The organism is Mesorhizobium sp. B2-4-2, from assembly GCF_006442845.1.
GTDB lineage: Bacteria > Pseudomonadota > Alphaproteobacteria > Rhizobiales > Rhizobiaceae > Mesorhizobium.
This window is the reverse complement of sequence record NZ_VFVM01000001.1, coordinates 198,694-223,349: the sequence shown is the minus strand read 5'-3', so window position 1 is coordinate 223,349 and position 24,656 is coordinate 198,694. Positions and strand designations below refer to the sequence as shown.

At 65.7% G+C, this 24,656-nt stretch carries 23 protein-coding genes; 6 read left to right on the top strand and 17 right to left on the bottom strand.

All coding sequences use genetic code 11. The features are described from left to right. Positions 1–162: 162 nt before the first annotated feature. Entirely contained in the window at positions 163–1,164 is a 1,002-nt protein-coding gene (locus tag FJ942_RS01110) for a serine hydrolase (RefSeq protein ID WP_140897094.1), read from the top strand. Continuing rightward, the gene (locus FJ942_RS01105) at positions 1,164–2,279 is read left to right on the top strand and encodes an anhydro-N-acetylmuramic acid kinase (RefSeq protein WP_140897093.1); all 1,116 of its coding nucleotides are present in this window, start codon (positions 1,164–1,166) and stop codon (positions 2,277–2,279) included. The genes FJ942_RS01110 and FJ942_RS01105 overlap by 1 nt, the downstream gene beginning before the upstream one ends. On the opposite strand, the gene FJ942_RS01100 is transcribed toward FJ942_RS01105, so the two are convergent. From FJ942_RS01100 to FJ942_RS01090, 3 genes are all read right to left on the bottom strand, one after another. Next, positions 2,280–2,708: a GNAT family N-acetyltransferase gene (locus tag FJ942_RS01100; protein WP_140562060.1), complete on the bottom strand. Its 429-nt coding sequence runs from the start codon at positions 2,706–2,708 to the stop codon at positions 2,280–2,282. 65 nt (positions 2,709–2,773) lie between these two features. Further along, a complete protein-coding gene (locus tag FJ942_RS01095; RefSeq protein WP_140897092.1) occupies positions 2,774–4,165 on the bottom strand; it encodes a sigma-54 dependent transcriptional regulator in 1,392 nt (463 codons plus the stop codon). Next, positions 4,162–5,967, bottom strand: coding sequence for a sensor histidine kinase (locus FJ942_RS01090; protein ID WP_140897091.1), 1,806 nt, complete (start codon positions 5,965–5,967; stop codon positions 4,162–4,164). The genes FJ942_RS01095 and FJ942_RS01090 overlap by 4 nt, the downstream gene beginning before the upstream one ends. 323 nt (positions 5,968–6,290) lie before the next feature. Here FJ942_RS01090 and FJ942_RS01085 point away from each other — a divergent pair, with 323 nt between their 5' ends. Next, positions 6,291–7,619 carry a dicarboxylate/amino acid:cation symporter gene (locus FJ942_RS01085; RefSeq protein ID WP_140897090.1) on the top strand — a complete coding sequence of 443 codons (1,329 nt, stop codon included), beginning with the start codon at positions 6,291–6,293 and terminating at the stop codon, positions 7,617–7,619. Positions 7,620–7,733: 114 nt separating this feature from the next. On the opposite strand, the gene FJ942_RS01080 is transcribed toward FJ942_RS01085, so the two are convergent. From FJ942_RS01080 to FJ942_RS01055, 6 genes are read right to left on the bottom strand one after another with little or no spacing between them, the layout of a single operon-like run. Then, on the bottom strand, positions 7,734–8,744 hold the full coding sequence (locus FJ942_RS01080; protein WP_140897089.1) for an ROK family protein: 1,011 nt from the start codon (positions 8,742–8,744) through the stop codon (positions 7,734–7,736). Beyond that, complete coding sequence (locus FJ942_RS01075; RefSeq protein ID WP_140895587.1) at positions 8,741–9,463, bottom strand: ribulose-phosphate 3-epimerase; 723 nt, start codon at positions 9,461–9,463, stop codon at positions 8,741–8,743. Before FJ942_RS01075 ends, FJ942_RS01080 begins: the two co-directional genes overlap by 4 nt. Further along, positions 9,460–10,293, bottom strand: a complete 834-nt coding sequence (locus FJ942_RS01070) for an alpha/beta hydrolase (RefSeq protein WP_140685216.1) — start codon at positions 10,291–10,293, stop codon at positions 9,460–9,462. The genes FJ942_RS01075 and FJ942_RS01070 overlap by 4 nt, the downstream gene beginning before the upstream one ends. Then, entirely contained in the window at positions 10,290–11,111 is an 822-nt protein-coding gene (locus tag FJ942_RS01065; protein WP_140897088.1) for a sugar phosphate isomerase/epimerase, read from the bottom strand. The genes FJ942_RS01070 and FJ942_RS01065 overlap by 4 nt, the downstream gene beginning before the upstream one ends. Further along, a complete protein-coding gene (locus FJ942_RS01060; protein ID WP_140897087.1) occupies positions 11,111–12,187 on the bottom strand; it encodes a Gfo/Idh/MocA family oxidoreductase in 1,077 nt (358 codons plus the stop codon). Before FJ942_RS01060 ends, FJ942_RS01065 begins: the two co-directional genes overlap by 1 nt. A 4-nt stretch (positions 12,188–12,191) precedes the next feature. After that, positions 12,192–13,013 (bottom strand): sugar phosphate isomerase/epimerase, encoded by an 822-nt coding sequence (locus FJ942_RS01055; protein ID WP_140897086.1) that lies wholly within the window; start codon positions 13,011–13,013, stop codon positions 12,192–12,194. A 175-nt stretch (positions 13,014–13,188) separates the two neighbouring features. Between FJ942_RS01055 and FJ942_RS01050 the strand changes: the two genes are divergently transcribed. Further along, complete coding sequence (locus FJ942_RS01050; RefSeq protein WP_140897085.1) at positions 13,189–14,337, top strand: Gfo/Idh/MocA family oxidoreductase; 1,149 nt, start codon at positions 13,189–13,191, stop codon at positions 14,335–14,337. Between the two features lie 23 nt (positions 14,338–14,360). Continuing rightward, positions 14,361–15,311 carry an alpha/beta hydrolase gene (locus FJ942_RS01045; RefSeq protein WP_140897230.1) on the top strand — a complete coding sequence of 317 codons (951 nt, stop codon included), beginning with the start codon at positions 14,361–14,363 and terminating at the stop codon, positions 15,309–15,311. On the opposite strand, the gene FJ942_RS01040 is transcribed toward FJ942_RS01045, so the two are convergent. The 8 genes from FJ942_RS01040 to FJ942_RS01005 all read right to left on the bottom strand — a co-directional run bounded on the left by FJ942_RS01040 (position 15,299) and on the right by FJ942_RS01005 (position 22,933). Beyond that, on the bottom strand, positions 15,299–16,333 hold the full coding sequence (locus tag FJ942_RS01040) for a LacI family DNA-binding transcriptional regulator (RefSeq protein ID WP_140897084.1): 1,035 nt from the start codon (positions 16,331–16,333) through the stop codon (positions 15,299–15,301). The genes FJ942_RS01045 and FJ942_RS01040 overlap by 13 nt on opposite strands. Positions 16,334–16,622: 289 nt before the next feature. After that, positions 16,623–17,414 (bottom strand): SIS domain-containing protein, encoded by a 792-nt coding sequence (locus FJ942_RS01035; RefSeq protein ID WP_140520921.1) that lies wholly within the window; start codon positions 17,412–17,414, stop codon positions 16,623–16,625. A gap of 40 nt (positions 17,415–17,454) precedes the next feature. Next, positions 17,455–18,225: a GntR family transcriptional regulator gene (locus FJ942_RS01030; protein WP_140562046.1), complete on the bottom strand. Its 771-nt coding sequence runs from the start codon at positions 18,223–18,225 to the stop codon at positions 17,455–17,457. Beyond that, positions 18,222–19,097, bottom strand: a complete 876-nt coding sequence (locus FJ942_RS01025; protein ID WP_140897083.1) for an ROK family protein — start codon at positions 19,095–19,097, stop codon at positions 18,222–18,224. Before FJ942_RS01025 ends, FJ942_RS01030 begins: the two co-directional genes overlap by 4 nt. Beyond that, positions 19,094–19,831 (bottom strand): PIG-L family deacetylase, encoded by a 738-nt coding sequence (locus tag FJ942_RS01020; RefSeq protein ID WP_140629063.1) that lies wholly within the window; start codon positions 19,829–19,831, stop codon positions 19,094–19,096. The genes FJ942_RS01025 and FJ942_RS01020 overlap by 4 nt, the downstream gene beginning before the upstream one ends. Continuing rightward, positions 19,828–20,685, bottom strand: a complete 858-nt coding sequence (locus FJ942_RS01015) for a carbohydrate ABC transporter permease (protein WP_140897082.1) — start codon at positions 20,683–20,685, stop codon at positions 19,828–19,830. Before FJ942_RS01015 ends, FJ942_RS01020 begins: the two co-directional genes overlap by 4 nt. After that, positions 20,682–21,614 carry a sugar ABC transporter permease gene (locus tag FJ942_RS01010; protein WP_140514575.1) on the bottom strand — a complete coding sequence of 311 codons (933 nt, stop codon included), beginning with the start codon at positions 21,612–21,614 and terminating at the stop codon, positions 20,682–20,684. The genes FJ942_RS01015 and FJ942_RS01010 overlap by 4 nt, the downstream gene beginning before the upstream one ends. Positions 21,615–21,664: 50 nt before the next feature. Further along, positions 21,665–22,933: an extracellular solute-binding protein gene (locus tag FJ942_RS01005; protein WP_140514572.1), complete on the bottom strand. Its 1,269-nt coding sequence runs from the start codon at positions 22,931–22,933 to the stop codon at positions 21,665–21,667. A gap of 321 nt (positions 22,934–23,254) precedes the next feature. Between FJ942_RS01005 and FJ942_RS01000 the strand changes: the two genes are divergently transcribed. Then, entirely contained in the window at positions 23,255–24,547 is a 1,293-nt protein-coding gene (locus tag FJ942_RS01000) for a sugar ABC transporter substrate-binding protein (RefSeq protein WP_140897081.1), read from the top strand. Positions 24,548–24,656 lie beyond the last annotated feature (109 nt).

The following is a 24,656-nucleotide window of genomic DNA, read 5'->3' as shown; positions in this document are numbered from 1 at the left end:
TCCCCCGCAAGGGGGGAGATCGGATGTCGCCTCGGCCTTCGCCAATCTCCAATGGTGGAAGGCTGGCGGGACATCAACTCTGCCAATCTCCCCCCTTGCGGGGGAGATGCCCGGCAGGGCAGAGGGGGGTGTGACGGAACTCGGCCTTTCAGGAGGCCCGCATTGACCAACCTCGCCCAGATCTTCGACCGCGCGTTCCAACCACTCGCAGCGGCAGTTGCCGCCAAGCGCATCCCCGGTGGCGTGCTCGGCATCGTTGACAGGAATGGCGACCGCATCACCAGGGCGATCGGCTCAGCCCAACTCGTGCCTAAGCAGCGACCGATGCGTGAGGAGACCTGGTTCGACCTGGCATCCCTGACCAAGGTGATCTTCACCACGCCGCGCATTCTGGCGCTGGCTCAGGACGGTGCCATCGATCTCGACGCACCACTCGTCTCGGTGCTGCCGGACCTTCGCCAATATGACGCGAGTGCCTGGGAGCGGAAGGTGACGTTTCGCCAGTGCCTCGGGCACCAGACGCCCTTCCCGGCCGTCGAACCGATCTACACTTACGGGCGCGACCCCGACTTGCTGCGCGCCTTCATCCTGCAACGGGAATGGCGGGCCCGCGATCCGGTCTATTCCGACATCAATTTCATCCTGCTCGGTTTTGCGCTCGAGCGGCTGTCGGGCAAAACCATCCGCGACATGGAGCCCGGTCCGGGCTTTGCGTGGTCCGCCGAGCCAGATCTCGCCGCTGCAACAGAAGACTGCACCTGGCGCCATCGGGTTCTGTCCGGCGAGGTTCACGACGACAATTGCGCGGCGCTGCAAGGGGCCGGCCATGCCGGCCTGTTCGGCACGGCGGCCTCGGTGCTCGATTTCGCCCAAGGGCTGCTGACCGGCGCATCCGAACGGTCGATCGCGCCGATGCGCACGCCCTTGTCCGCCACCCGCACCCATGGCTGGGAGCGTCCCTATGACGGCTGGTCCGGCGGCGCTTTGTGCGGCCCGCAAACGATAGGCCACACCGGCTTTACCGGTACGGGGCTGTGGATCGACTTCGACAAGGGAAAGGCCTGGACCTTGCTTACCAACCGGATCCATCCGACACGTCACTTCGACAGCGGAATCGTCGCGCTTCGCCAAGCGGTCGGCGATCTCATCAATGGAGTTCGATAATGGAATCCATCTGGGCCGTCGGCCTGATGACCGGCACCGTGCTGGACGGCAACATCGATGTCGCCCTGATCAAGACAGATGGCGAGCGCATCGACGATTTCGGCACCTACCGGCTGATGCCCTACCCCCCGTCGATCCGCTCGCTGCTGGAAGAGACGCTTAAGCAGGCGCGGGGCTGGAATTTTGCCGGACCGGAGCCGGCGATCTTCCGCGAGGCCGAGGAGGCGCTGACGCGCGCGCAATCGGCGGCGGTCAAGGAGCTCGTAGAAGGTTATGGGATGACGATGGCGGATATCGGCGTCGTCGGCTTCCACGGCCAGACCGTACTGCATCGCGCGCCGCAAATCGGCCGGCTCGGCCAGACCCGGCAGCTCGGCGACGGCGAATTGATGCATGCGATCCTCGGCACCAAAATTGCCTACGATTTCCGCTCTGCCGACATGCGCGCCGGAGGACAGGGCGCACCGTTGGCGGCCGCCTATCACACCGCGCTGATGCGCAGCGCCGGCGCCAGCGGCGAGGTGGCCGTGCTGAACCTCGGCGGCGTCGCCAACATCACCTGGTGGGACGGCGGCGACAATGTCGTTGCCTTCGACACCGGCCCCGCCAACGCGCCGCTCAACGATTTCATCAGGTCGAAGGGGCTCGGCGAAATGGACCGCGACGGCGCGCTTGGCCGGGCGGGAACGGTCGACGAAGCCCGGCTCGCCAAGCTGCTGCAACACCCCTATTTGACCAAACCCTATCCGAAATCGCTGGACCGTTTCGACTTCGGCGCCACCATGGCGGATGGCCTGAGCGCCGAGGACGGCGCCGCGCTTTTGACCGCCTTCACCGCCGCCGCGGTCGGCAAGGCACTCGATCTTCTGCCGAGCCGCCCGAAAAGACTGGTGGTCAGCGGCGGCGGCCGCCACAACCCGACGATGATGGCAATGATCGCCAGCCGCGCCGGTGTCGAGGTGGTGCAAGCCGAAAGCCTCGGCTGGAGCGGCGACGCGGTGGAGGCGGAGTGTTTTGCCTTTTTGGCGGTGCGCGTGCTGCGCGGCCTGCCGATCAGTTTCCCCAGCACGACGGGCGCGCCGCAGCCGATGCGCGGCGGACGGCTGGCCGGTTGATCAGCCCGCCGACAGTTTTTTCTGCAGGAAGACGCGGCTGCGGCCGACGGGGAAATCGGCGAGTGTTCCGAAGGGCTGATAGCCCTGGCGCCGATAGACCCTGGCGGCGTTGGGGTTGAAGGTGTCGATCCAGGCGTTCTGGCAGCCGCGCGCCATCGCCTCCTTCTCAGCCGCGTCCAGCATCGTGCCGGCCATGTGCCGGCCGCGCAGCCTTTCGTCGACCCACAGCCATTGCACGTAGAGCCAGCCCCAGGCGGTGTAGCCCGAAATGCCCGCGACAATCGCGCCGGCTTCATCACGCACGAACACCGCAAGGGCCTTCCTTTCGGAAGCGGCGACATCGCCGTCGTTGAACGCCATCAACCGCTCGCCGAGAAAGGCGAGCTCCTCGGGCAACGGGGTTGCCGTCGTTTCAAGTGTCGTGATCATGGCTCATCCGAAATGCGCAACGGGAGACGAACAGAGTTACGAAGGCCGGAGCGCCTGCGCAACGCCTATGTCCGTCCCCGAACAGGGTGCCGGTCCGGGGTGCCACCATTGCGGAATTCGGAGGCGGAAATGCCGTAGCGCTTGAGCTTGTCGTAGAAAGTCTTGCGCGGCACGCCGAGTGCGTCGATGGCCCCGCGCACGTCGCCGGCATGATCGCGCAAGGCCTCGCGGATGAGTTGCGCCTCGTAGCGGCCGACCCGTTCGGGCAGCGCCGCCGAGGGCTCCGGCAAGCGCGCGGACGTTGCCCTGGCCTCCTCGTCGGGCCCGAGGCCAAGCGCGACCCGGTCGGCAAAATGCGCGAGCTCGCGCACATTGCCCGGCCAGTCATGCGACTGGAGATGGTCGCTCACCGCGGCATTCACGGCCGCGACAGGACGGCCGAAACGCTGCGAGGCGTTACCTAGGAAATGCCCGAACAGCATCGGGATGTCGCCGCGCCGCTCGCGCAGCGGCGGGATGCGCAGCGTCACCACGTTGAGGCGGAAATAGAGATCCTCGCGAAAATCGCCGCGCTGGTCCGGCCGGCCTAGATCGACCTTCGTTGCCGCGACGACCCGCAGATCGAGGCGGCGCGTTTCGTTGGAGCCGAGCGGGGTGAGGCTGCGCGTTTCCAGCACCCGCAGCAGCTTGACCTGTAGCGGCGGCGGCATGGATTCGATTTCGTCGAGGAACAGCGTGCCGCCGCTCGAATGCTCGATGCGACCGATCCGCCGCCGCTGCGCCCCGGTGAACGCACCCGGCTCGTGGCCGAACAGTTCGCTCTCGATGACGGTCTCCGGCAGGGCACCGCAATTCAGCGGCACGAAAGGCTTGGCGCGGCGCCGGCTCCATCGGTGCAGGAGATCCGCCACCACCTCCTTGCCGGTGCCGGTCTCCCCTTCCACCAGCACGTCGACATCCATGTCGGCGATCTGGCGCAAGGTCTCGCGAAGGCGGCGGATGGCGGGCGCCTCGCCGATCAGCGGCAGGCCGTCGGCGGCCTGCGCGGCGGCCTCGTGCAGCCGCCGGTTCTCCATCACCAGCCGCCGCTTTTCGCTTGCCCGCTTCAGCGCTTCGACAAGGCGCTCGCCGGCATAGGGTTTCGGGATGAAATCGTAGACGCCATCCTTGAGCGCGGCCACCGCGAGATCAATATCGCCATGTCCGGTGACCAGGATCACCGGTATGTCGATGTCGATCGCCCTGATCCGATCGAACAGCTGCAAACCGTTCATGCCGGGCATGCGGATGTCGCTGACCACCACGCCCTGAAAATCCCGGTCGACGGCGGCAAGCGCTGCCTCCGCGGCCTTGAACGCGATCACGCCGAAGCCGGCAAGCTCGAGCAATTGCGTGGTGGCGTGAAGCAGATCCGCGTCGTCTTCGACGAGCGCGACCAGCCCTGATCCCTCAGTCATTCAATTCGCCTCAGATCTATGGTGAAGGATGCGCCTTTCGTGCTGCCCGGATCGAGGCGCAGCGTGCCGCCCAGTTCCTGGGCGATCTCCTGCGAGATCACCAGACCGAGGCCAAGCCCCTTTTCCTTTGTGGTCTGGAACGGCATGAACAGATTGCCGGCCGCTTCCGGCCCGAGGCCAGGTCCATTGTCGCGCACCGAAACCAGCACCCTGTCGTCGCGCTCGGCAAGCTCGATCTCGATGCGCGGATCGGGCCGGTCCTTCAGGGCATCCAGCGCATTCTGCAAGAGATTGACCAGGATCTGCTCCAGCCGGATTCGGCTGGCCATGACCGTCGGCGAGGCGGTGCCGCGCGGCTTGACGACGGTCACGCCGGAATCGCGGATGCGGCCGGACAGGAGCGACAGCGCGCCGTCGATCGCTTCGCGCACGGGCAATGGCGAGGCGGCGACGCCTGGTCGCCGCGCGAAGGTGCGCAGCGTGCTGGTGATGGCGCCGATGCGCTCGGTCATCGACACGATCGATGTCAGGTTGCCCGAGACGGATTCGACCTTGCCGCCATGCAGGAAGCGGCCGGCATTCTCGGCGTAGGTGCGTATCGCCGCCACCGGCTGGTTGATCTCATGCGCGACGCCGGCGGCGATCTGGCCGAGGATGGAAAGCCGGTTGGCCTGGGCGAGGTCGTCGCGCAGCCGGCGAACCTTGGCCTCGGCGTTTTCGCGCTCGGCGATCTCGCCGGCAAGGGCCATGTTGGAGCGGGTCAGTTCCGCCGTTCGCGTGCTTACCCTGCTCTCCAGCTCGGCATTCATGCGCGCCAGCGCTTCCTGCCTCAGGCGGCGCGCACGGCGGCGCCTGAGAAGCACGTAGGCAAGCAAACCCGTGAGCAGCAACGCCAGCAGCGTGGTCAGGCGCGCCGTGTTGACGGCCGACGTCAAGGCGGCATCGGCAGGTGTGAGCAGCCACAGACGCCAGCCGGGAACGGCGCCGGGCAGGTCCTGCACCACTTCGACGAACTGGCGCGATTTTCCGGCATTGTCGATTGTCGCCAGGCCGTCACCGGCACCGCGTCGTATCGGCAGCGGTTCGAAGCCGGTTTCGGCGAGTTGAAGCTGCTCGTGAGCTGTCGCGGCATCCGCGGCCGAGAGCGGCGCAAGCGCGTGGAACCGCCACTCGGGCCGGCTGGTCGCCAGCACGACACCGCGCTCGTCGGTGACGAAGACGACAAAGCCGCTGGAGCGCCAATTGGCTTCGACGCCGTCGAGTTCGACCTTCAGTACGGCAACGCCGAGCGGCGTCTTGCCGTCATCGACGCGGCTGGCGAGATAAAGTCCCGGCCTGCCGCTGATCGTGCCGAGGCCATACTGGCTGGCGGCGCCCTTGGTCATGGCGTCGGTGAAATAGTGGCGGAAATTGTAGTCGATGCCGACGAAGCTGCCCGGCTCGCCGGCGTTGCTGGCCGATATCGCGATGCCTGCCGTATCGATGACATAGATGGCGGATGCCAAGGCGTCGGCGGCAATGGCGCGGAGCTTGTCGTCGAGCGCTGTCTCTTGCGTTTTGCCGGCCCGGCGCAACGCGTCGCGCACCGCATCGTCGCGTGCCAGCACCAAGGGAACGAGACGCTGCTTTTCGATTTCGCCGGTCAAGGTGCCCGCCGCCAGCGGCAAGGCTGCCAGTGCTCCGTCGCGCAGATCGCCGGCAGCCTGGTTGGCGGCAAGGCGCCCGGCAATCGCGACCGCTCCCGCCAGCATTGCCAGGCAGATCAGGAGAATGAGCCAGCGGCCGTCACGCAGCCTGGCCATAGCTTCACGCAGCAGGTCGCGGCCGGCGAACTCCGGGGATGCGCTATCGGTGTCTGCCTGCGGCGTCTGCCCTCTCCACCGTTCGCTGTTCAGCAGCCACTGTAATGCGAAACTCCGCCCAGGCAAACAAGGGTGAGTGCGGAAATCCGCACAGGCATCCATTGAAACGGGGACAAAACCGCCGGAAATCCAGGGTTCCGGCCTTTTCTCGATCTGGCACGGCGCTTGCAAAACTCTCGACAGCGGCGAGCGACCGGAGCGCCGCGATGGGAGAAGTCTTGCGGGGCGGCGCGTGCCGTTCCCTCCGGCCAGGGAGATAGCAGATGCACATGGCAGACCAATCACGCGCGCCCGCCGCGCAGCGCAAGCCGCTCTACGCCCAACTCTACGTGCAGGTGCTGGTGGCGATCACCGTCGGTATCCTGCTCGGCCATTTCTATCCGTCGCTCGGCGAGAGCATGAAGCCGCTTGGCGACGCCTTCATCAAGCTGGTCAAGATGATCATCGCCCCGGTTATCTTCCTGACGGTCGCCACCGGCATCGCCGGCATGAGCGACCTGCAGAAGGTAGGCCGCGTCGCCGCCAAGGCGATGCTCTACTTCCTCACCTTCTCGACGCTGGCGCTCATCATCGGCCTGATCGTGGCCAATGTCGTGCAGCCCGGCGCCGGCTTCAACATCGACCCGGCGACGCTCGACGCCGCGACCGTCAACAGCTACGCCGCCAAGGCGCACGACCAGTCGGTCACCGGCTTCCTGATGAACATCATCCCGACGACCATCGTCGGCGCCTTCGCCGACGGCGACATATTGCAGGTGCTGTTCTTTTCAGTGCTGTTCGGCATCGCTCTGGCGCTGGTCGGCGACAAGGGCGCGCCGGTGCTCAATTTCCTGCAGGCGCTGATGGCGCCGATGTTCAAGCTGGTCAGCGTGCTGATGAAGGCAGCCCCCATCGGCGCCTTCGGCGCCATGGCCTTCACCATCGGCAAGTACGGCATCGGCTCGGTCATCAACCTCGCCATGTTGGTCGGTACCTTCTACATGACCGCTTTCCTGTTCGTGTTTATCGTGCTGGGCGCCGTCTGCCGCTACAACGGCTTCTCCATCCTGTCGCTGATCCGCTACATCAAGGAGGAGCTGCTTCTGGTGCTGGGCACCTCGTCTTCGGAGGCGGCACTGCCCTCGCTGATGGAGAAGATGGAGAAGGCCGGCGCCAAGCGCTCGGTGGTCGGGCTGGTCATCCCGACCGGCTATTCCTTCAATCTCGACGGCACCAACATCTATATGACGCTGGCCGCGCTGTTCATCGCGCAGGCAACGAACATCCACCTCTCCTTCGGCGACCAGATCCTGCTGCTCCTGGTGGCGATGCTTTCCTCCAAGGGGGCGGCCGGCATCACCGGCGCCGGCTTCATCACCCTTGCCGCCACGCTTTCGGTGGTGCCGGCCGTGCCTGTCGCCGGCATGGCGCTTATCCTCGGCGTCGATCGCTTCATGTCGGAATGCCGGGCGTTGACAAACTTCGTCGGCAATGCGGTGGCGACGCTGGTGGTGGCGCGCTGGGAAGGCGAACTCGACGAGGCCAAACTCGCCAGGGCGCTGGCGGGAACGGCCGACGACAGCCTGCCGGCGGACATCGTTCCAGCCGAGTAGTCCGCACGGTCGCACAGCGATAGCAAATGGCCGGAGGCATCGCTGCCTCCGGCCATCTTTCGTGTGTTCACCGTGTGAGGCGGCAGGACTGGCGCACGCCGCGCAGCTCGGCCATCAGTGTCCCTCCTCCTGTCCGGGATATCTGCTCGGCCCTTCGACAGGCACGCGAGCCGTGCCGTCGTCGAACAGGACAAGGCTTGCCGCGCCGACCAGCCCGGCGTGGCGGCCGAGCTGGGCCTGAATCACCGGCACGTCGCGATAGGCGCGCATGGCGCGCTGGCGGATGGTCGCCTCTATTGCCGGAGCCATCAGATCGAGGCCATTGGCGATGCCGCCGCCGACGACCAGCACGTCGGGCGAATAGAGATGCAGGAGGTTGGTGAAGCCGACGCCGAGCCAACGCGCTTCCTCCTCGAGCAAGGCCAGGGCGAGATCGTCCTGCAGCCGCGCCGCATCGACGACATGGCGGCCCGTCACCTCGCCGTTGGCCGAGAGGCGGCGCAGCGTCGAGCCGTCGAAGGCCGACGTCGCGGCATTGGCGCGGCGGCCGAGCGCGGTGCCCGAAGCGATGGCCTCGAAACAGCCGACGACACCGCACATGCAGCGCTCGCCTTCATTGGTGATGGTCATATGGCCGATCTCGGCGGCAAGGCCGCGGCGGCCGTGCAGGATGCGCCCGTCGACGACGACGCCGCCGCCAATGCCGGTCGAGACGGTGACGAAGACAAGCGAACGGGCACCGTGGCCGGCGCCGAAGCGCCACTCGCCAAGTGCCGCGGCATTGGCGTCGTTCTCCAGCCGCACCGGCAAGCCGAGCCGCCGCTCGAGGATGTCGGCCAGCGGCACGTCCAGCCAGCCGGCGAGCGTCGGCGGCCCGACCGCGATGCCGGCCAGCGGATCGAGCGGTCCCGGCGCACCGACGCCGACACCGAGGATGGCGAGGGCCGGCGCCTCGGCATGGATGGTCGCGGCGAGAGCCTCGATCTGGCCGATCACCACTTGGGGACCGGCCTGCGCCTGTGTCGGCACCGCCGCGAATGCCAGTATCTTGCCATCATGGTCGACCAGGGCGGCACGAAGCTCGGTGCCGCCAAGATCGATCGCGAGAGCGGCCTCGTTGCTCATGCCGCGACTTTCAGCCCGTGCAGCCAGCCGATGCGGCCGGCCAGATCCTTGTCACCGAAGGCGAGCGAACCAAGAACGACGGTCTCGGCGCCCGCGGCACGCAGCAGCGGCACCGTCTCGTGGCGGATGCCGCCGTCGGCGGCAAGAACCACGTCCGCCTCGCGGCCGGCTTTCCTCAGGATGGCGCGGGCAGCGCCCAGCCTGTCACAGGCTTTCTCCGAAAGGCCTTGCCCCTTGACGCCGATCGCGGTTCCCAGAAGCGTGACGAACGCGACTTCGGACACAAAGGGCCTCACCGCTTCGACGGACGTTTCCAGCCGCAGCACGACGCCGGCTTCGGCGCCAAGTTCGCGCGCCAGCCGCACGGCGCGCAATCCTGCTTCGCCATTCTCGGCATGGACGCTGATCATGTCGGCGCCGGCCTCGATGAATTGGCGCGTCTGTTCCTCGACGATTGTCCCGTCGACCATCAGATGGACATGGAGGGGCTTGGCCGTCAGCTTGGCGATGCTAGCGACCAGATCGGGGAAGAACAGGAAGGACGGCGCGAAGTGGCCGTCAGCGACATCGATGTGGTGAAGGTCGACATAGGGTTCGATGCGCTTCAAGTCGCTCTCGAAATTGGCGAGATTGGCAGACCAAGACGAGAATTCAGCGATCAGACGATCGCGCGGCAATGCGGCGATAGCGGCCGGGCCTGACAGGGGTTTCGAGATCATGACTGGTCCTGGTTGTTGAAATTTTTATCGAGAAAGCCGCCGATCGCGGCACGGATTTCGGCGAAGTGGCGATCCCTGTCGGTGGCCTTCGGTGTCACCTCGGTGAAGATCGCGTTGAGGATTGTCTTCACCAGTTCGCGGGCAGTCGCCAAGGGATGGACGAGGTCGACGCCGCTTCCGACGACGAGTGTGGGGATTGAGAGCGCAGAGGCTGCGGCCCGCGAAACGCCGGGCCCATCGCCAGCGATTGCCTGCATCATTTCGGCGAAGTCCGCTGCATTGTCGCGCTCGAAGAAACCGAGAAGGGAAGCCAGATTGTCGGGTGCCTCGGCGCGGAACCGGGCGGCCGTGGCCGAAGCGGCAAAGACGGCGCGCGCCTCGTTCGGCGGACGGTTTCGGATGAGCTCGGCCACTTCCGCATAGGGACGCATGTTTTCAGGGGCCGCGTCGAAGGCCCAGGCCGGACGGACCAGCACCAGGCCGGTGACGCGCTCGGGATGCCGGACGGCCAGGCGCAGCGCGATCGCCGCACCCATCGAGATGCCGCCGGCGACGAAGCGTTCGATGCCGGCCGCATCGGCGGCGGCCAGCACGTCGTCGGCGAACATGGCGATCGAAAAGGGGCGCTTATGGCCGGCACCGGAGCCGCCTTGCGCCCGGCATTCGACGGTGAGCCGGCGTCGCGACGGGCCGTCGGGAAAACTCTGCGCCACCTGGGCGGCGTCACCGCCGAGACCGTGCTGGAAGACGACGGGAAGCCTGCCTTGCTCCGTGTCGAAGACACGAAGCGCCGCATCGTCGCGAAGCATGGTCGTCGGTGCGACGCTCATCGGAGCAGGCGGCGCAGAAAGGCGGCAACGGCGGGAGCTTCGTCGGCCGACAGTCCGTGCGTGACAAGCGGGCCATCGAATTTCACAGTGTTCAGCCGCGCGACGAAATCCGGAAAATCGACAATGCCCTCCCCTGTTGTGGCAAAGCGGCCGTCGGCATGCCGGTCCTTGGCATGCGCCATGGCTATATGGCCGGCGGCCTCGTCGATCGCCGCCGCGACGATGGCGCGCGCCTCGCCCGGCGTCGCATGCTCGAACAGGTTCGCCGGATCGAGCACGACCTTCAGATGCTTCGAGCCCATGTCGGCGATCAAGCGGGTGGCATCCTTCGCCGAGGTGACGATGTTGGCCTGTTCGGGCTCGATGCCGAGATCGACGCCTGCCCCTTCGGCCAGCGCCAGCGCCTTTTCCATCTCAGTGGCCATGTCGGACCAGGCGGCCGGTGTGGCGTTGTCGGGATGATAGGCCCATTGGTCGGCCGCATTGCGCGAGCCGGTGCAGAGCGTGACCAGCGGAATGTCGAGGGCGGCGGCTGTATCGATGACGACGGCAAGGCGGCAAAGACCATCGTCGCGCACCGCCTTGTCTGGATGCGCCATGTTGTAGGTGCCTGACAGGGCGGCGAGCGATACGCTTGTTGATCGGGCGGCGGCGCGAATGGCCGAAATGGCTGCGTCAGGCACCGCATCGGGCATCGACGGCAGGCCGGCGCAAGCGAGATTGAATTGCGTCGTCTCATAGCCCGCCTGCCGCACTGCTTCCAGCACAACAGCCGGCTCGGTGCCCGCAAAGGTCTTGGCGAAGATGCCGAGACGCATCAGACCGCACCCGAGACCGAAGCGAGCTCGATCCGCTCGCCGGTCTCGACGGAGCGGGCAATGGCGACCATGGCGCGGATCGAGGCAATGCCGTCCTCGACATTGGCACCGCGCATCGGCGCGCCGTTCAGCACCGTGTCGGCGAGACCTTCCAGCTGGCGGCGGAAGAAATGGCCGTCGGCGCCGAGCGGTTTTCGCGAGGTCGCGCCCTTCTCATGGAAGATATCGACCTCGCTGGCGCGGAAGTACCAGGGATTGAACGTCTTGGCGATGACGGAGCCGTTCTCGCCATAGAGCTGGAAACCCTCGTGCCAGTCCATGCGTACGGCGACGGTGAGATCGAGATGGCCGAGCGCGCCGCTGGCGAACTCGGTCTCGACGAACCAGCAATAGGCGCCGAAGCGTTCGTTGAGACGGGCGCGTACGGCCGTGATCTCGCCGCAGAGGAAGCGGGCCGTATCGACCAGATGCGAGCCGTGCGCCAGCATGAAATACTGCCGGAGATCCGCCTTCGGATTGCCGGACGGTTTCTTCGCCAGCTTGCTGGTGACAGGCAGCGGCTGCACCGCATCCGTATTGGTGTAGCGGTGGGTGGAATCGCAATACCAGGCCTTCAGCGCCAGCACCTCGCCCATTTCGTCGCGCACGAAGTCGCGCGCCGCCTCCAGCGCCGGATCGAAGCGTTTCATGTGGCCGACCTGCAGGATCCTGCCGGAGCGTTTCACCGCCGCCGCCAGCGCCTCGCCTTCCTCGACCGAAGTTCCGATCGGCTTTTCGCACAGCACATGCTTGCCGGCGTCGAGCGCCTTGATCGACATCGGCACGTGATAGGCGTCCGAGGTGGCGACGATGACCGCTTCCAGCTCCGGATCGGCGAGCATCTCGTCATAGTCGGCATACATCTTCCGCGGCTCGTAGGTGGCGCCCATGCGGGCGAGCAGGTCGGGTGCGGCGTCGCAAATGGCGTAGAGGTCGGCATTGCTGGCCTTTGCACAGGATTCCAGATGCGCGAACTGCGCGATGGGGCCGCAGCCGAGCACGCCGACCCTGAGGCGCCTGTCCTGTTTCCTGATCACCGTCTCAGGCCCCGTAGCCGCGCATCGTCTGGCGGTTGGTCTTGACCGCGCCGGCAGGATCGGCCGCGGCCGTGTCGGATTCTTCTTCAAGCACCAGCCAGCCGTTGAAGCGCGGCGCAGCACCGACGATCTCGATCACTTCAGGCGTGTCGCAGACGCCTTTACCCAGCATCGCCCAATCGCCCTTGGCGTCGACGTCCTTCAGATGGATGTAGCGGATGCGGTCGCGGTAGGTGGTAAGCGTATCGGCCATGTCCTTGTGGCCGCGCAATATGTGGCCGGTATCGGGCACCCAGCCGACCAGGTCGGGTTCGAGCAAGGCAAAGATCGCGTCGTAGTCGGCGCGGTCGAACAGCAGCGTGTTGTGGTGCGAACTCGGATGCACTGCGACCTGGACGCCGGCCTTTCGCCCGATCTCGCCGGCCCTGTTGTAGACCTCCGCGGCGATAGCGAATTTGTCGTCGCGCGAGCCGTTGGAGACGACGGTCGCCGAGCCCATCGAGACTAGCGCACCTGGGAAGGCGGCAGCGAAATCGATCCAGCGCCTCGCGGCTTCGAGGTCGGCGCCGATCTCGTCCTTCAGCGTGAACCCGCTTTTCGAACCGAAGGCGAAGGAGACCAGCGTCAGGCCGGATGCTCCAAGCGCCGCGGCGAACTCCGTCGGTTTGCCTGCATAGCGGCCGATCATGGTGTCGGTGATCTCGATGCCGGCATAGCCGCCATCGGCGATCGCCTTCAGGAGATCGTCGGGGCCGCCGGTCCAGGCCTTGCCGAGCATCTCCCAGGTGAAGGTCTGGCAGCCGACCTTGAGCTTCGTCTTCGTCATGTCGTTCATTCCTTGACGCCGCCCTGGGTTTCCTTGGCGCCCCTGGATTTCGCATGGTCTATAAAAATTTTACGCGCGTCAATATTCAATATGTTGTATAGCGGCTGCGAGGAATGATCCATTGGCGGGCAACGGATCGGGCAGAGCGTGGCCGCATCGGAGGAACGACAAGAAAATGCACGGACAATCGAAGACGAAGCTTGGGATCGGCGTCGTCGGATGCGGCAACATCTCGATGACCTACCTGCGCAATGCCGCGCTTTTCGGCGGCATCGAGCTGCGCGCCTGCGCCGACATCTCGGCCGACATGGCTGCCTTGCGCGCCAAGGAATATGGCATTCGTGCGCTCGGCGTCGATGCGATGCTAGGCGATCCCGAGATCGATCTCGTCCTCAACCTGACCATCCCGGCTGCACATTTCGAGGTCTCGCTTTCGGCGCTTTCGGCGGGCAAGCATGTGTTTACCGAAAAGCCGCTGGCGACCTCGGCCAGCGACGGGCGCCGCCTGGTGTCGGAGGCGGCCAAGCGGGGGCTGCTGCTCGGCTCGGCCCCCGACACTTTCCTCGGCGCCGCCGGCCGGCGGGCGCGCCGCCTGATGGACGATGGCGCCATCGGCCGCGCCGTGACCGGCACCGCCTTCATGATGGGCCGCGGCATGGAGCACTGGCACCCCAACCCGCAATTCTACTACCAGCCGGGCGGCGGCCCGGTGTTCGACATGGGCCCCTACTATCTGACCATGCTGGTCAATTTGCTCGGCCCCGTCCAACGCGTCATGGCAATGGCGACGCTTGGCCAGCAGGAGCGGCTGATATCAGCCGAGGGACCGTTCAAGAACACGACCTTCAAGGTCGGCACGCCGACCAACGTGCTGTCGCTGCTCGAATTCCGGTCAGGCGCGACAGTCACCTTCGGCGCCTCATGGGACGTCTTCAAGCACTCCAACCATCCGATCGAACTGCATGGCACGGAGGGCTCGCTGCGCCTGCCCGACCCCGACACGTTCGGCGGCACCGTGTCCTTGTCCGAGCGCGGCGCCGAGTGGAAGGATTTCCCCAGCGAGGGCGAACTCTACGGCGCCCGCAACTGGCCCTATGCCGCGCCCGACCGCGCCAATTATCGCATGCTCGGCGTCGCCGACCTTGTGCGTTCGCTCGCGACAGGTGCCACGCCCCGGGCGTCCGGCACTCTGGCGCTGCATGTGCTGGAGATCATGGAGGCGATCCTGCGCTCCGGCGAAATGAAAAGCCCGGTCGACATTGCTGGCGATGTCGTCCAGCCGGCCCTACTCTCGGAGGACGAGGCGCGCGGCCTGCTCGCCTAGATGCAATCATGACGGAGATTGCGATGACGCTCGATCCTGATGCTCTGCGTGCCCTGGAAATCGGCCGCGCGGCCGGTGGTGAGCCGTTCGAGAACGGCAGCGTGGCGGCGGCGCGGGCCGCCTACAACGCTTCGTTCCCGGCGCAGCAGGGCGAACATGAGCCGGTCGCGGCGACGTCGCAGCGGCAGATCGACGGACCGAACGGCCCGGTTCCGATCCGCATCCATCGCGGCATCGGCGCACCGCGAACCGGCGCGCGCGCCGTGCTCTATCTGCATGGCGGCGGCTGGGTCATCGGCAATCTCGATTCGCATGACGAGATCTGCCGCTGGATGGCCAATCTGGCCAATGCCCTCGTCGTCTGCCCCGATTATCGACTGGCACCAGAGCACAAATTCCCCGCCGGGCTCGAAGACTGCGCGGCAGCGCTCCGCTTCATCGCGCAAGACGCCGGGGAGCTCGGCATCGATCCTGCCCGTATCGCCGTTGCCGGCGACAGCGCCGGTGGAAACCTTGCCGCCGTGCTGGCACTGCTCGCCCGCGACGGGCAAGCACCGCCGCTTGCCGCCCAGATCCTGATCTATCCCAACACCGATGCCCGCCAGACGGCGGACAGCTACCGCCGTTTCGGCAACGGCTTTGGACTGACCGCCGCCACCATGGCCTGGTTCCGCGACCACTATGTGCGCACCCCGGACGACATCAAGGACTGGCGCGTTTCGCCGCTGCTGGCACCGAGCCTTGCAGGCGCGGCGCCGGCGTTTGTCGTGACCGCCGGTCACGATATCCTGGCCGACGAAGGGACCGCCTATGGCGAACGCCTGCTTGCTGAAGGGGTGCCGCTGGTCCTGCGGCACTGGCCGGGCCAGATCCACGGCTTCGTCTCGATGGGCCGCTACATTCTCGCCGCGCGGCAAGCGATGAGCGAGGCCGCGGCCTGGCTCCAATTGCAGACGCGCGCTCAGGCCGACTGACGCATCACCAGGGTCGCGCCGAGCTTGACGTTTCGCACGAGGTCATGCGCGGGCGGGCGGGCCTCGTCGAGCAAGGCCAGCAGGATCTCGACGCTGCGGCCGGCCATTGCGGCGAAGTCCTGCGCCATGGTGGTGAGCGGCGGACAGGTGTAGCGGCTCAACGGGTGGTCGTCATGGGCGGCGACACGGAAGTCGCAATCGGGCTTGCGGCCGATCTTCAGCCCGCGCGTGAAAGCGGCCGACATGATGCCGAAGGCGAGCCGGTCATTGGCGCACAGGATCGTGCGACCAGGCAGGCCTCCCTTGTCGAGCGTCCTTTCCATCCATTCATGGCCGATCCGCTCGAAGTCCCAGGTGTAGTCGCGCGCCGCGTTGATGACGACAGGCTCAACGCCGGCGGCCCGCATCGTCTCGGTATAGCTTTGCAGTCGCTCGCCCGAATTGTGGTTGACGTGCGGGATGTCGACATACACCGGCGGCTCGCCGGACCGGCAGAGATAATCGACCATGATCGACGTGCTCTGGTGGTTGTCGTTGCCGACGAAGGGCGTGTCACCCTCGATATAGGTGTCGAAATAAACGATCGGGATGTCTTTGCCCATCCGTTCGAAGACGCCCGGCTCGGAAACCGATCCCAGCGGGGCCACGATGGCGCCGGCCACCTTCAGCGAGGTGAGCGTCTTGACCGATTCCGACTCAAGCCTGGGCGAACCGTGCGAGGAGATGACGATCGGCCAAAAACCTTCGTCGCGGCAGCGCAGTTCAATGCGGCTGACCATCTCGGCATAGAACGGATCGGTGATCGCCGGCACGACGATACCGACATTGCGGGTGCGCTTGCGGTTGAGATTGCGGGCGAAGAGGTTCGGCTGATAATCCGAGGAGCGAAGCGCGGCCTCGATGCGGGTGCGCGTCGCCGGCTTGACGCTCGCCGGATCATCGAAATATTTCGACAGGGTCGGCCGTGACACGCCGCACGCCCGGGCGAAGTCATCCATCGTGCGGTGCGTCTTTTCCGCCATCGATATTCAGGGTCCCTTGCCCTCGCCCGCCGCCCCGGCCGACACGAGTCACGTGGCCGTTGCCTGGAAGCAGCAATGCTCGACCGAACTTGTCCAGTCAAGTTTTAACGGTTCCGAATAGATCGCAGAGTCATTACGCGCGTCAAATTATTTATTGACGCTTTCAAAGCGACACTGAAGCTTCGGAAGGAAGCCAAGGGGATAGGCCCGGTCTTGCATCGACGATGATAAGTTCGCATTGGGCGCATCCATGGGCGGGAGGCGTCCGCGACGCCTCCCGCCCCGAACATCATTCTCCCCGCATCGTCGCCTGGAAGGCCGGCAGGTGCTTTTTCTGTGCTTCCAGCATGCGTTCGCGGTAGACGCCGTAGATGACATCGGTGTCGTGCAGGGTCACGCCCGCGATCGTCGGCGAGGCGAAGACCGGCAGTTCGATGCCGCGCTTGGCGAGCTGCTCGGCGGTACGCGCGATCAGCTCATGCGCCAGGATCATGGCGAGCACCGTCGAAGAGCCGGAGACCGGACGGCTCCAGCCCTCGACCGGCACGATCGCATCCTCGATCGGCGAGCAGGTGTCGATGACGAGATCGGCCGCGTCGGCCAGTCGCTTGCCGGAGGAGTGCGTCGCGGGCTTGTCGAGATTGTTCTTGCTGGTGACCGCAACGACGAAGATGCCGCGCTTCCTGGCATAGAGCGCCGTATCGATGCCGGAAGAGTTGCGGCCGCTGTGGCCGAAGATGATGATGGAGTCACCCTTGTTGAGCGGCTGATGATCCAGGAATTTTTCGGCGTATTTCTCGGTGCGCTCCAGCCACAGCAGCTCACGCACGCCGCCGGCGCCGAGCACATTGTGCCACATCACGCGCGGGTCCGTCAGCGGGTTGAAACCGACATAGCTGCCGTAACGCGGAAACACTTCCTGCACCGGCAGCACCGAATGGCCTGAACCGTAGAGATGGATCAGACCGCCGCCTTCAAGCGAGTCGGCAAAGCGGCTGGCTGCCTGGCCAAAGGCCGCTTCATTGGTTTTCGCTGCCTGGTCGATGAGGGCGGCGAGACGGTGAATGTAGAGGTCGGACACGTGGGTACTCCTGTTAAGTGTCTGCTTGGGTGATGATGGATCAGCTTCGCGGATTTGACGGGACGCGCCCGGCGCGCAGCGTCGAGCGTATCTCGTAGCGGTCGCCGCGCATGATGGAGACGGTGAACTCGAACGGACCGCGCTCGTCGGTGGCGATACGCTCGACCACGAAAGCCGGACTGCCGACCGGCAGATCGAGCAGCTCGGCATCCGCCGCGCCAACCGCGCCGACGCGATAATTCTCGCGCGCCGCCACCGGCACGATGCCGTAGTGGCGCTCCAGCGCCTCGTACAGCGATCCCTGCAGCAGGCCGGCGTCGAGGAAGCCCGGCACACGTGCGGCTGAGAGCTGCGCCGTCTGGATGCCGATCGGTTCGTTGTTGCCGAGCCGCAGCCGCCGGATGCGCACCACCGGGTCACCCTCCTCAATCTCCAGCGCGCCGGCCGCTGCCGCATTGGCGGTGGTGAGGCTGCAATCGAGCAGGCGCGAGCCGGCAACGACGCCGATATTGCCCATCTCCTGAGTGAAGCTCGTCAGTTCGCGGGTGCCGGCGACGAGCGTGGTGGAGCGCACGAAGGTGCCGCGTCCGTGTTCGCGGCGCAGCAATCCGCTTTCCTCCAGATTGCGCAAAGCGTGGCGCAGCGTGATGCGGCTGACCCCGAACAGCGCGCCCAGCCGGTCTTCGGCTGGGATCTGGTCGCCCGTCGCCCATTCGCCGCTCTTGACGATGGCGCGGATGGCCTCCTCGACCTGATACCAGAGCGGCTCGGGCCTTCTGCGATCCGGCTGCTGAAAACTGGCTTCACTCATCGGATCTGTCTCCACCCGCTTCCGGCCTGCCCGGCCACTGCCGCACCGACCAGGCCGGCGCCGGGGCCGAACGCGCCAGCCTTGAGAGAAATGCCGCGCAGATGCGGCGGCAGTTGGCGCCGCAGCGCGGCGAGCAGCGGCGGTCCGATGACGTCAAGCGCATCGGCAAGGCCGCCGGAAACCAGGATCACCTGGGGGTCGAGCAGCGCGACGGCGCCGGCAAGCGCGGTGCCCAGCCGGCGCGCCGGCAGCTCGAGCAAGGTCTGTGCCGCGAGTTCGCCCGCCTGGGCAGCCGCGATCAGCTGGCGGCCGTTGGCAAGGCCGACCTGGCCGGCAAGCGCGTCAAGCGCACGGCCCGATGCAACGCGCTCCAGCCAGCCGCTGCGCTCCTCGCCATGGTCCTTGATGTCGGCGCAGGCCCAGCCGAACGAGCAGGCGCCGCCATGCGTGCCGGCGACGATGCGGTGGTTGGCGAGCACCGCCGAGCCTATACCCGTGCCGATTGCCAGCAGGATCGCATCCGACATGCCTTTCGCGGTGCCTTCAACGGCTTCCGCCAGCAGGGCGATCTGCGCGTCATTGCCAACGGCGACGCGCAACTGTGGGAACAGCGCCGCGATGTCGACACCGTCGAGCCAAGGGAGATTCGGGATCCAGCGGCAGACCGACCCCTCGACGAGACCTGGCACCGCCAGGCCCAACGCCTTGACCGCGCCAGCCTCGGCGCAAAGCGCCGTGATACGGGCGACGAAGGCATCAAGGCTTGCCGGCGCCGGTTCGTGGCTCGGCCTCTCCAGCGCGCTGACATTGCCGGACTGGACGGCGGCACGCAGATTTGTGCCGCCGAGATCGATGGCCAGAACCCGCGTCATCGGCGCCCTCCGGCAGCCGGCGGCGCGAACAGACCGCTGCCGGCGTTCCAGGAATGCGAGGCCGCCGCGAAGGCCTGCGCATGGCGCGTGCCGCGCAGGCAGCCGCGCAGACGATAGAGCGCGCTGTAGTAATCGACATAGGGGAAGCTGCTCAGGCCCCGCGCCAGCTCGTATTCATTCACCGCCTCGCTCCACGCCTCGAAGCCGTCGCTGACGTCGACCAAATGCTCGGGGCGGAAACCGTCATCGTCCTCCCAGTTCTCGCCGAACAGCAGCAAGCCCGGCGTAAAGGCGGCATGGTCGCGCGCAACGGTTGGCAAGGCGGCGAAGAAGATGCCGGTCTGCGTCAGCTTGGCTGCGGCGCGATGGTCCTTGTGCCAGCTGCCGTGCCAATGGGTTATGACCACTTCCGGCTTCAGCTCGCGAATCACATCGCACAGTTTCAGCGCCGTCTCGTCATCGGAAGGCAGGAACGCATCATGCAGGCCAAGATTGCGCATGGCGACGCCGAGGCGCGCGGCCGCCCTGCCCGCTTCGTCTTCCTTCTGCGCGCAATAGTGCTCGGGAATCAGGCACGGATGGCCCTGCTCGCCCATGCTCAGGTGCAGGAACGTCACCGTGGTGCCCCTCAGTACGGCGGCCGCCGCCAGCGGTCCGGCGATCACCTCGGCATCGAAGGCATGCGCGCCGACGACCAGGATGGATTTGGCGGCATAAATCCTGTCCTCGATCATTTCATGCCTCCCCCGGCGCCGACGCCCTCGCGAATCTGGCGGGCGAGCAGACAATACATGATCAGGATCGGCGCCATGGAGATCGCCAGCGAGGCGAACACCAGGCCCCAATCGGTGCGGTACTGGCCGACGAAGACGCTGATGGCCAGCGGCACGGTCTTGTAGCGGTCGTCGAAGATGAAGATCAGCGGGAAGAAGAAGTCGTTCCACACGGCGATCGCCGTGAAGATGGCGACGATCGACACCGCCGGCTTCACCATCGGCAGGATGATCTGGAACAGGATGCGGACCTCGCCGGCGCCGTCCATGCGTGCCGCCTCGTCGAGTTCGGAGGGCAGGACGCGCATGAAATTGGCGAAGATGAAGACGGCGAAGGGAATGCGGATCGCCGAATAGACGAGGATCAGTCCGGTCAGGGAATCCAGCAGGCCGAGATTGCGCATCAGCGTGAACAGCTCGACCGAGGCGAGCCTTATCGGCAGCATGATGCCGGACAGGAACAGGCCGAGCATGATGGCGTTCCAGCCCAGCCGATAGCGGCTGAGCGGATAGGCGGCCATGGCCGAGACGACGATGGTGAGGATGACCGCGCCGGCGGTGACGATCAGGCTGTTGATGAAATTGTGGCCGAGCTCGGCACGTGTCCACGCGTTGACGAAATTGTCGAAGGCCCAGCTTGTCGGCAGGCCGAGCCGGTTGTCGTAGATTTCGGCCGTCGACTTGAAGCAGGAGACGACGAGGATGTAGAGCGGCAGCAGCACGGCCGCCGTCCATACGGCAAGCACCGTCCAACCGGGCAGCCGCGAAAGCCGGCGCGAGATCAGGGGACTGCCTGAGATGGCCAGCGTGCTCATAGCTGCACCGTGCGGCGGTCGAAGAAGCGCAGCATCAACAGCGTGCCGACGCTGAGGATGAGGAACAGCATGGTGCCCAACGCCAAAGCAAGCCCGATATCGGTGATGCCGACGGCGCCCTCCGCGCCGAAGGCCAGCCTGTAGAAATAGGTCACCAGCGTGTCGGTCGAATAGCTCGGATTGCCCTGTACGCCTTGCATCACATAGACGATGTCGAACTGGTTGAAGGTGTTGATGAAGGACAAAGTCGTCAGCGTGCCCAGCGCCGGCATCAGCAAGGGCAGCGCGACGGAGAACAGCATGCGCGCATTGCCGGCGCCGTCGAGTTTCGCCGCCTCAAAGATCTGGCCCGAAATCTGCCGCAGGCCCGCCGTGTAGATCAGCACCGGCAGGCCCATCCAGTTCCAGGCGTCGACGGCGACCAGCATGGCCAGCGCGGTGTGGCTGTTGCCAAGCACGGTCAGGCTGCCCTGATGCAGGCCAAGCCCGTTCAGCGCCCATTCGACCACGCCGCCCGGCGCCAACAGCAGGCGCCACAGCGCACCGACGATGACCGGGCTCAGCACCGCGGGGAAGAAAAACACCGACTGGAAGAAGGCCGCACCCCGATCACGCAGGAACAGCAGCCAGGCGAACAGCAGTCCGATGCCGTTCTGGAAGACCATGATGCCGAAGAACCAGGCGGTGTTGTGCCAGAGCGCGCCGTAGAGCCTGGCGCTACTGGGGAAAACGAACAGGCGCGAAAAATTCGACAGGCCGGCGAACTCGGTGATGCGCAGCCCCTTCCAGATGAAGAAGCTGCCCCACAGCGACATCGCCAAGGGATAGAGGACGAACAGGGCGTAGACGGCCAGCGCCGGCAGGATGAAAAGCACGGCCATGCGCTGCTGCGTTCGCTTCAGGCTGCTTTTGCGGCGACGATCGATCATGCGTGGCTTGCCCGGTGGGAGGCCGGCCGCATTGCGGCCGGCCCGGCTCCTTACTGCTTCGGCTTGAACCAGGTGGCGACGGCGGCCTGCATGTCGGCCGCCAGCTTCTCCGGTGCGATGTTGCCTTCGACCATGTCGATGATCTCCGCTTGCAGGACGGAAGAGGCGGTCGGCGACTGCCAGCGGAAGCCGACCAGCGTCAGGTAGGGCGTCGAGTTCTTCGACATCTCCATCATCTCGGCCAATACCGGGTCCTTCACCGTGACATCGGTGCGGGCCGGCGGCCAGCCGAGTTCGTCTGCGAACATCTGCGCGAATTCGGCCGAGGCCATGAAGTCCAGCACCTTGATCGCGGCTTCCTTGTTCGCGCTTTCGGAGACGAGGCCGTAGGAGCCGTCCGAGAAGGCCGAGGTGTAGAGCTTTGCCCCCGCATCGTCGGCCGGGAACGGGAAGATCGAGAATTTCAGCTTCGGGTTCTGCGATTTGAAGCTGCCATTCTCGAACGAACCGCCAAGAAACATCGCGGCCTTGCCACCAATGAACTGCTGGGTGGCGGTGGTGTAGTCGATCCCGGCGAAGCCGTCGGGGAAATAAGGCTTCAGCTCGGCGAAGCGCTTCAGCGCCGCGACATAGCGCGGATCCTCGAAGGTCGCCTTGCCGGTCATCATCTCGTCGTAAAAGCCGGGGCCGTAGACGGTCGGGCCGATGACGCCGACGCCGATCTCCAACTCCCACGCCGAGCCGTTGGCGCCGCCGGTGGCGATCGGCGTGATGCCGGCCGCCTTCAGCTTGTCGCAGGCGGCGACGAAATCCTTGTAGGTCTTGGGGACCTCGATGCCCTGCGCGGCAAAGATATCCTTGTTGTAGAAGACGCCCATCATCGGCACCGAATAGGGCACGCCGTAGAGCTTGCCGTCGGAGCGCCCACGCGCGCCGCCAAGGGCTGCGTCCGGCATGCTCTTCAGTTCCGGCACGCTCTCGTCGAGCGCGTCGAGATAGCCCGCCTCGACGAAAGGCTGCAATTCGCCATAGGCCTTGAGCTGGGCGATGTCGGGCCCGCGCCCGCCACGCAACGCCGTGCTCAGGCGGTTCTGGTAGTCGGCATCCGGCGTGAACTGGATGTTGACCTTGATGCCTGGGTTCTTGGCCTCGAAGGCATCGAAGATGCGGCGCATCGCGGCTTCGTCCTCGGTGCGCCAGCTCCACAGCGTCACCGTGCTGTCGGCCCGCGCCGGCAGGCTGGTGAACAGGCCGGCGCAGGCGGCAAGGCCGCCGATCAGGCCAAGGGCTGCGCGTCGGTGAATTGAAAGCATGCTCATTGCCAGTCTCCCATTTTTATCTGTCCTTGGCGTCCCGCGGCCCTATCGACGCCGCGGAGAGTCATTCCTCAGGAAAGTCATTATAACGACATAGCAGCCTCCGCAAGAGGTCTGACACTCCCTCCGGGAACGGCTGGGCTAAGCCAATCAACCATGATTCCTTCACAGCTAACTGTATTTCCACCGTAAATTTCGTATGTGAACGGACAGCAGAGAAATCAGGGACAGCGCCATGCGCAGCTTTTTCGCAATCGGGCCCTTGCGCCAATGCTTCATGTTGTCATAACGTCATCGTGATCGCTAGCCTGAGGGAGGATGAGGATGTCTCTTGCCTGGACTTCGAAACTGGCTCTGGCCGCGAGCCTGGCCATCCTGCCCGCCAGCGGCTGGGCGCAGTCGGTCAACATCTCCTATCTCACCCATTGGTCGCCGGAGACGGTCGCATTGCTGGAAGCGGCGGCCAAGGACTATGCGAAGACAAATCCAGATGTCAGCGTCACCGTGCGCGCCGTTCCCTTCGGCGATCTCCTGACCACGCTGCGCTCCCAGGGCGGCGGCGCGGACGGTCCCACGATCGGCGGCATCTACGATCTCTGGTTGCCTGAGCTCGCCCGCGACAAGCTCGTCGCGCCCGCCCCCGACCCCGTCGCCGAAGAGGTCAAGGGAGCATGGCCGGCTGGCGTGGTGAGCGCCGCGTCGGTCGGCGGCAAGCTCTACGGCATTCCCAACGAGATCGACGTCTACGCGCTGAACTACAACAAGGCACTGTTCAAGCAGGCCGGCATTACCGCTGCGCCGAAGACCTGGGACGAGTTCAAGGAGGCGGCGAAGAAGCTGACCAACAAGGATGCCGGCCAGCAGGGTTTCGGCATGATCAATTCCTGGGCGGCGGGCGTCGTCCATCCCTTCGCCTCGCTGCTGGTCTCCAATGGCGGCGACCTGGTCAAGGACGGCAAACCGGCGCTGGACACTCCGCAGGCCGCGCAGACCTTCCAGCTCTATGAGGATCTCATCAAGTCGGGCGCCAGCGTGCCGGCCATGGCGACGGCAGACGCCAACACCACTGGCCCCTTCCTCGACAATTTCGTCTCCGGCAAGACCGGCATGATCATCATGGCCAATTGGTGGGAAAGCGCGCTGAAGGCAGGCATGGGCGACAGGTTCGCGGATATCGCCACCGCACCAATCCCCGTCGGCCCGAGCGGCGACAAGCCGCATTCGATCTCCTATTCCTGGATGACGGTGGTCAACGTCAATGCCGGCGAGGCCGAGCAGAAGGCCGCATGGGAATTCCTGGCCTGGCTCAACAATCCGAAATCCGGCAAGAACGGCGCCTCGGCGATGTCCGACATATTGATGTCGATGGGCATCCTGCCCTCGCGCAGCTCCGATATCGAGGCCCACAAGGACAAGCTCGGCTCGGAATTCCTGTCGGGCTATGTCAGCGTGCTGGCCGACGCCAAGCCCTTCCCGGTCGTGCCGGGCGGACAGGAGTTCTCGGAATCCCTGCAGCAGACGCTGGAGGCGTTGCAGTACGGCCAGGTCTCGGCCAAGGATGCGCAGGCGACGGCACAGGCGGACGCCGCCTCGATCCTGGAGCGCGCCGCCAAGTAGACTGAACCATGATCAACAGGTACCGTGCCTCGGCGGGCATCATGCTGGCGCCCGCCGTGACGTTGATCGGCATCTTCATCCTGTTGCCGATGCTGCTCACCGTCTGGCT

Bases quoted from the DNA above. Each gene is read 5' to 3' on its own strand.
- FJ942_RS01105 (WP_140897093.1), top strand. From the start codon at position 1,164: ATGGAATCCATCTGGGCCGTCGGCCTGATGACCGGCACCGTGCTGGAC.
- FJ942_RS01100 (WP_140562060.1), bottom strand. From the start codon at position 2,708: ATGATCACGACACTTGAAACGACGGCAACCCCGTTGCCCGAGGAGCTC.
- FJ942_RS01095 (WP_140897092.1), bottom strand. From the start codon at position 4,165: ATGACTGAGGGATCAGGGCTGGTCGCGCTCGTCGAAGACGACGCGGAT.
- FJ942_RS01090 (WP_140897091.1), bottom strand. From the start codon at position 5,967: ATGGCCAGGCTGCGTGACGGCCGCTGGCTCATTCTCCTGATCTGCCTG.
- FJ942_RS01085 (WP_140897090.1), top strand. From the start codon at position 6,291: ATGCACATGGCAGACCAATCACGCGCGCCCGCCGCGCAGCGCAAGCCG.
- FJ942_RS01080 (WP_140897089.1), bottom strand. From the start codon at position 8,744: ATGAGCAACGAGGCCGCTCTCGCGATCGATCTTGGCGGCACCGAGCTT.
- FJ942_RS01075 (WP_140895587.1), bottom strand. From the start codon at position 9,463: ATGATCTCGAAACCCCTGTCAGGCCCGGCCGCTATCGCCGCATTGCCG.
- FJ942_RS01070 (WP_140685216.1), bottom strand. From the start codon at position 10,293: ATGAGCGTCGCACCGACGACCATGCTTCGCGACGATGCGGCGCTTCGT.
- FJ942_RS01065 (WP_140897088.1), bottom strand. From the start codon at position 11,111: ATGCGTCTCGGCATCTTCGCCAAGACCTTTGCGGGCACCGAGCCGGCT.
- FJ942_RS01055 (WP_140897086.1), bottom strand. From the start codon at position 13,013: ATGACGAAGACGAAGCTCAAGGTCGGCTGCCAGACCTTCACCTGGGAG.
- FJ942_RS01050 (WP_140897085.1), top strand. From the start codon at position 13,189: ATGCACGGACAATCGAAGACGAAGCTTGGGATCGGCGTCGTCGGATGC.
- FJ942_RS01045 (WP_140897230.1), top strand. From the start codon at position 14,361: ATGACGCTCGATCCTGATGCTCTGCGTGCCCTGGAAATCGGCCGCGCG.
- FJ942_RS01040 (WP_140897084.1), bottom strand. From the start codon at position 16,333: ATGGCGGAAAAGACGCACCGCACGATGGATGACTTCGCCCGGGCGTGC.
- FJ942_RS01030 (WP_140562046.1), bottom strand. From the start codon at position 18,225: ATGAGTGAAGCCAGTTTTCAGCAGCCGGATCGCAGAAGGCCCGAGCCG.
- FJ942_RS01025 (WP_140897083.1), bottom strand. From the start codon at position 19,097: ATGACGCGGGTTCTGGCCATCGATCTCGGCGGCACAAATCTGCGTGCC.
- FJ942_RS01020 (WP_140629063.1), bottom strand. From the start codon at position 19,831: ATGATCGAGGACAGGATTTATGCCGCCAAATCCATCCTGGTCGTCGGC.
- FJ942_RS01015 (WP_140897082.1), bottom strand. From the start codon at position 20,685: ATGAGCACGCTGGCCATCTCAGGCAGTCCCCTGATCTCGCGCCGGCTT.
- FJ942_RS01010 (WP_140514575.1), bottom strand. From the start codon at position 21,614: ATGATCGATCGTCGCCGCAAAAGCAGCCTGAAGCGAACGCAGCAGCGC.
- FJ942_RS01005 (WP_140514572.1), bottom strand. From the start codon at position 22,933: ATGAGCATGCTTTCAATTCACCGACGCGCAGCCCTTGGCCTGATCGGC.
- FJ942_RS01000 (WP_140897081.1), top strand. From the start codon at position 23,255: ATGTCTCTTGCCTGGACTTCGAAACTGGCTCTGGCCGCGAGCCTGGCC.